The 5,608-nt window shown below is 67.3% G+C and carries 6 protein-coding genes; 4 read left to right on the top strand and 2 right to left on the bottom strand.

Annotation, left to right across the window (positions count from 1 at the left end; translation table 11 throughout):
• The first annotated feature begins 152 nt into the window (after window positions 1-152).
• On the top strand, window positions 153-2,648 hold the full coding sequence (locus tag JMF90_RS21755) for a glycoside hydrolase domain-containing protein (RefSeq protein ID WP_197285621.1): 2,496 nt from the start codon (window positions 153-155) through the stop codon (window positions 2,646-2,648).
• A gap of 140 nt (window positions 2,649-2,788) precedes the next feature.
• Here JMF90_RS21755 and JMF90_RS21750 read toward each other — a convergent pair whose 3' ends face one another.
• Window positions 2,789-3,181 carry a hypothetical protein gene (locus JMF90_RS21750; RefSeq protein WP_197285623.1) on the bottom strand — a complete coding sequence of 131 codons (393 nt, stop codon included), beginning with the start codon at window positions 3,179-3,181 and terminating at the stop codon, window positions 2,789-2,791.
• A gap of 143 nt (window positions 3,182-3,324) precedes the next feature.
• Between JMF90_RS21750 and JMF90_RS21745 the strand changes: the two genes are divergently transcribed.
• Complete coding sequence (locus JMF90_RS21745) at window positions 3,325-3,816, top strand: hypothetical protein (protein ID WP_200161151.1); 492 nt, start codon at window positions 3,325-3,327, stop codon at window positions 3,814-3,816.
• 70 nt (window positions 3,817-3,886) lie between these two features.
• The gene (locus JMF90_RS21740) at window positions 3,887-4,699 is read left to right on the top strand and encodes an alpha/beta fold hydrolase (protein ID WP_201317248.1); all 813 of its coding nucleotides are present in this window, start codon (window positions 3,887-3,889) and stop codon (window positions 4,697-4,699) included.
• A 46-nt stretch (window positions 4,700-4,745) separates the two neighbouring features.
• Here JMF90_RS21740 and JMF90_RS21735 read toward each other — a convergent pair whose 3' ends face one another.
• Complete coding sequence (locus tag JMF90_RS21735; RefSeq protein ID WP_236598016.1) at window positions 4,746-5,288, bottom strand: hypothetical protein; 543 nt, start codon at window positions 5,286-5,288, stop codon at window positions 4,746-4,748.
• On the opposite strand from JMF90_RS21735, the gene JMF90_RS40175 reads away from it, so the two are divergent.
• The gene (locus JMF90_RS40175; RefSeq protein ID WP_236598015.1) at window positions 5,283-5,537 is read left to right on the top strand and encodes a hypothetical protein; all 255 of its coding nucleotides are present in this window, start codon (window positions 5,283-5,285) and stop codon (window positions 5,535-5,537) included. The genes JMF90_RS21735 and JMF90_RS40175 overlap by 6 nt on opposite strands.
• Window positions 5,538-5,608 lie beyond the last annotated feature (71 nt).

Below are 5,608 nucleotides of genomic sequence, written 5' to 3'. Positions count from 1 at the left end.
CGTGTGGCGGCGATGACGTGAACAGCCCGTCGATCGCCGGCAGCGGCGGCACCCCCGGTAATGGCGGCACGGACGGGCCATCGACATCGGGGCCATCGCAGCCCGGGCAGCCATCACAACCCGGCCAACCGTCCACGCCCGCGCGCACCAACATGCAGCTGACGCAGTTCGTCAACCCGCTGATCGGCACGCAGGTCAACAATGACTCCGGCTACGGGGGCAACGTGAACCCGGGCGCCACCGTGCCGTTCGGAATGGTGGATTTCGGTCCGAACACACCGCGCTACAACTTCAACGGCTCGGGCGGCTACCTGTCGTCGGGTGGGTCGGGCGGCACGATCGACTTCTTCAGCGTCACGCATCTGAGCGGCGTCGGCTGTCCGGGGCAGGGCGCGGTCGCGATGCTGCCCACCGACGGGGCGAACGCCATCGCGCCGGGCGGCAGGCCGACCGGTATCGCATACAGCTATTCGGAAGAAGTGGCTCAACCGGGCTACTACAAGGTACGCCTCGCGAGTGGCATCACGACGGAGCTGAGCGCGACCGCGCGCGCCGGCCTCGCGCGCTTTACGTACACGGACAAGGACAAGGGTTTCTTCTCGGTCGATGCGAAGCTGAACGGCAACAGCGATTCGAGCCGCACGAGCATCACCGCGAACAACGTGGCGCTTGCGATCGCCGGCGACGGCAAGTCGATGAGCGGGCAGGCGGTCGCGCCGGCGTTCTGCACGCCGTACGGCACAATCTGGAACGCTCCGGTGTACTTCTATGCGACCTTCGACAAGCCGCTGCGCAAGCAAACCGGTACGTCGTCGGTGAATACCGCGAGCAACGGCGCCGCGACGCTGCAGTTCGACCTGACCGATGACGACAGGACCGTCACCGTGAAGGTCGGCATCTCGTCCGTCAGCGTGTCGAACGCACAGGCCAACCTCGCGGCCGAGGGTGAAAAACTCGCGTTCGACGATGCGCGTGCGAAGGCATCGGCGGCGTGGAACGACCGGCTCAATACGATCCAGATCGATCAGGCGAAGGACCCGGCTGCGCTGAACGCCACGCAGAAGGCGAACCTCACGAAGTTCTATACGGCGCTGTATCACGTATTCAGCGCGCCGACGCTCTATAGCGACACGAATGGCGAGTTCCGCAGCATGCGTCAGCCGAGGAACGCGAACGGCAGCTATCCGACCTCGGTCGACCGGACCGGCACCGTCCCGCAGCGTGCCACCGCGAACGTGAAGGACTACGCGTACAAACGTCCCGACGGCTCGCAAGGCGGCGGCGCCAATCACTACACGGGCTTCTCGCTGTGGGATACGTACCGGTCGCAGGCGCAACTGCTGGCATTGCTTGCCCCGCGGGAAGCGAGCGACATGATGCAGTCGCTCGTCGTCGACGGGCTGCAATGCGGCGCGTTCCCGCACTGGGTCGACGGCAGCGACGATTCGACGCCGATGGCGGGCGACAACGCACTGAACGTGATTGCCGGTTCCTACAAGTTCGGCGCGACCGACTTCGACCTGGTGTCGGCCGCACGGCTGACGAAGCAGTCGGTGTTCGATCCGTCGAGCGCGTGCAACGACCGCGCGAGTGCGCCCGGGCTCGCCAACTTCCTGACGGCCCATTACCTGTCGCAGAGCGACGACGGCCATTCGTCGTCCGCGACCATCGAGCGCGTGCTGAGCGACCGCTCCGCGGCCGCGTTCCTGCAGGCGCTGCCTGCCGGCGTGCTGAACGCGCCGTCGGTCGGCGTGACGGCGGACAACATCGGCACGCTGTATACGCGTGCGTCGTGGTGGCGCAACATCTTCGACTACCCGAACAAGGTGATCGCCGCGCGCAACGCGCCGCCGGCCGGGGCGGCGCCCGGCACGCTGGGCACGCTCGTGCAGGGCGCGTTCCATGAATCGACGGAGCCGAACTACTTCTGGACCTTCGCGCAGGACTGGTCCGCGCTGATCGACGCGATCGGCGGCAAGCAGGCGGCCGTCGCGCGGCTGAACAAGCTGTTCTCGATCACGACGCCGTATTCGACCGTGCCGACCGCCGGCAGCCTGAACGGCGGCGAATCGTCGAATGGCCTCTACATCGGCAACGAACCGTCGTTCCAGTCGCCGTGGGGCTACAACTGGGCCGGGCAACCGAGCGGGGCGCAGTACATCCTGCCGATCATCATGGCGCAGACGTTCGGCACCGGCCGCGACGGCCTGCCGGGCAACGACGACATGGGCGCGACGTCGAGCTGGTACGTGTGGGCGACGCTCGGCATGTTCCCGGTGATTCCGTCGGAAGCCGGTCTTGCGTTGTCGACGCCGCAGTTCAGCGGGATCACGGTCTGGCTCGGCAACGGCAAGACGCTGCGACTCGAAAGCGACAAGCAGGTCGCGGCCGACGATACCGGCCATGCCGCGTTCCCGTACATCCAGTCGCTGAAGGTCAACGGCACGGACTACGCGGGCTCGTGGCTACCGCTGGGCAAGATCGCCAATGGCGGCACGATGAGCTATGCGCTGTCCGCCACGCCGACGCAATGGGCGGCCGCCGACAACCTGACGCCGCCATCCGGGCCGAATGCGGACTACACGCAGATGACGGCGGGCGGTGCGTCAACCGCGATGCGCATGCAGCACCAGGGCGGCGTGCGATGAACGCAAGGGTGCGCGCGGGGCGCCGCGCTGCGCGCATCCGTCGAGCGCGTCGCAGCGCTTCAAGGATTGAAGGCACTGGCGAACCTGCGACGCACGCACGAGGATGCGTGCGACAAGAGGCACCCGGTACGGCCGCGCACTTACGGACGCAGCAGATCGAATCCGCCGAACACCACGACACCGCTGAGCACGATCATCGCGACGGAGTGCTGGCCGAAGTAGAGAATCGCGGCGGCGAGCCACGTCGTGATGCAGAAGGCGCCGATGCGGGCCATCGTGTGTTCCTCGAATGCGTGATGAGGTGAATGTGTGCCGCGCGGCGTTCGCCGCTCGAGCGGGCGAGCGGAGTACGCATGCGGACGGAAACGGCAACTCGGGAAGCCGCGATCGCGGCGCCGGCCCATGTCGCATGCCGCGCGCAACGGGGGCCGGGAGTCGAAGCCGGCGGCTTCGCGGTCGAGCACGGGAAGGCGCTCGACATGCGTAGCCAGCCGGCGAAGCGGCGATTTTACCAGCGCCGTCATGCCGCCCATCTGGCCCTTTCCCGATCCATTGTGCTCATCGCACGGCAATCCACCCGGCCCCGATATTCAAGTTTCGTGTGACGAATGCCGTAAACGAACTGGAAGGCGATTTTCGCCCTGTCACTTCGTTTACCGACATACGGACCGACACGATGCAGATCGATTTCTCCCCGACCGCGCGATCCCCGCTCGCGGATAGCGGCGTGGTCGCGAACCCGTCCGCCGCGACGTCGCCCACCGGCGCAACGAATGCCGCGAGCGCGACGGGCACGGACGGCACCACGGGCGCGACCGGCACGACGGGTGCGACCGGCACGACCAGCCCCTCCGGCGCGAAGGATTCGGCCGGCGCCACCGGCGAAACGCTCGGTGCGGCGGGCGCATCATCGGAAGACCCGGCGGTCGCCCAGTTGAAGGCGCTGATCGAGCGGCTGCAGAAGCAGCTCGCGACGCTGGAGCGGCAGATGGCCATCGCCGCCCAGCGTGCGAAGGACGACCCGACTGCGGCCGTCGAACAGCAGTCGCTGAGCGCGGAAGCCAGTGCGATTTCGGCCGCGCTCGCGACGGCGATCTCGCAACTCGCCGCGGCACTCGAGAAATCCGGCGGCTCGCCGTCGGGCGGACTGGTGTCGACGCAGGCCTGAGGGGCCACGACCTCATCGGCTGCCCGCATTACAATCGCAAGCTCGTCTCCTTCTCAAGGATGGCTGAACGATGAATGCGGAACTCGACGACGACGAACTCGTTCGCTTCGATGCGCACGGCGGCACGCCGCTGCCGGCAGCCGACGCCGAAGGGTGGCTCGACCACGACGGCGCGCGCATCTGGCACGCGTCGTTCGGCCGGGGGCCGGCGGTCGTGCTGCTGCACGGCGGCCTCGGCCACGGCGGCAACTGGGGCAACCAGGTGCCGGCACTGCTCGCGGCCGGCTACCGCGCGATCGTGATCGACAGCCGCGGCCACGGCCGCAGCACGCGCGACGACCGCCCTTACTCCTACGAACGCATGGCATCGGACGTGCTGGCCGTCCTCGACGCGCTGCAGGTCGATCGTGCGCGCTTCGTCGGCTGGAGTGACGGCGCATGCATCGCACTCGTGCTGGCCGCGCGCGCACCGGAACGCGCGGCCGGCGTGTTCTTCTTCGCCTGCAACATGGATCCGGGCGGCACGAAGGAGATGGCGTCGAGCCCGCTGATCGACCGCTGTTTCGCGCGGCATCGCAAGGACTATGCGCAACTGTCCGCGACACCGGAGCAGTTCGACGCGTTCGTCGCGGCCGTCAGCGAAATGATGCGCACGCAACCGAATTACACCGCGCAGGATCTCGCGGCGATCGCCGTGCCGGTCGCGATCGTGCAGGGCGAGCACGACGAATTCATCCGGCCCGAGCATGCGGCGTACCTCGCGCGCACGATCCCCGGCGCGACGTTGACGATCCTGCCCGGCGTGAGTCATTTCGCACCGCTGCAGCGGCCCGCGCGGTTCAACGCGGCGATGCTGGCGTTTCTCGCCCGGCTGCCGGGATGATGCACGCACGGCCCGCCGGCGAGCGGGCGCGTGCGTCGGTGCGGGTTCAGACCATCGCGTTGTCGGCGCCCGGAATCTCGTGCGCCTTGATCTGCTTGCGCTGCAGCTTGTAGCGCAGCTTCCCGAGCATGCCGTCTTCGTGGCTGACACGCGTGATGTTCAGCACGTATTCGTCGTCCGGTGCGATGGCGTGCGCGCCCATGATCCATCGCACGCTTTCGCGATAGTCGTACAGCGACTTGTCGTTGATGTCGGCAAGGAAGAACGACAGCGCGGCCATCGCGGCCGGGTGACCGCCTTCGGCATGTCGGCGCAGTTCGTCGACGTAGCGATGGCGCGACGGATAGTCCTCGATGTCGCCGATGAACATCAGCATGCACTCGAGGCCGTCCGTATGCCCCATCTCGTGCGCCTTGCGTGCGGCCTCGACGGCCTCGGTCTGCATGCGCACGCGTTCGGCACGGTCCGTGCTGGTCTGCCCGATGTGATGGTACGTGTAGCCGAGCCGGTACGCTGCCATGTTGCCGCCGGCCTCCATCGATTCGCGGAAGTAGTGGGCGGCGCGGTACGGGTCGGCCTCGACATGCATGCCTTCCTTGTAGAAGCAGCCGAGCAGGTAGTCGCACGAATCGCCGCCGGCCTCGTAGCCGAGCTGGCAGATGGCGAGGGCATCGGCGGGGCGCCGGTTTTCATACTCGAACGCGGTGGCGATCTGGTTCCATGCGAGCGAGCCGGGCTCGCTCTCGCGCGCGGCTTCGAGCCAGGCGTCGCCGCGCGCGTCGTCCTGGGCGAAGCCGAACGTGCCGGTGCGATGGGCATATCGTATAACCTCGTATAATGTATGCTATACGAAGTTATTACGGCCACAAGATCGGCAAGGTGCTGCTGTTCGAGATCCGCGACGGGCGG

The sequence above is a fragment of the Burkholderia sp. E168m23 genome (assembly GCF_016586125.1).
GTDB lineage: Bacteria > Pseudomonadota > Gammaproteobacteria > Burkholderiales > Burkholderiaceae > Burkholderia > Burkholderia orbicola.
Note: the sequence above shows the minus strand (reverse complement) of the source record. Positions and strands in the feature narration are given on the sequence as shown.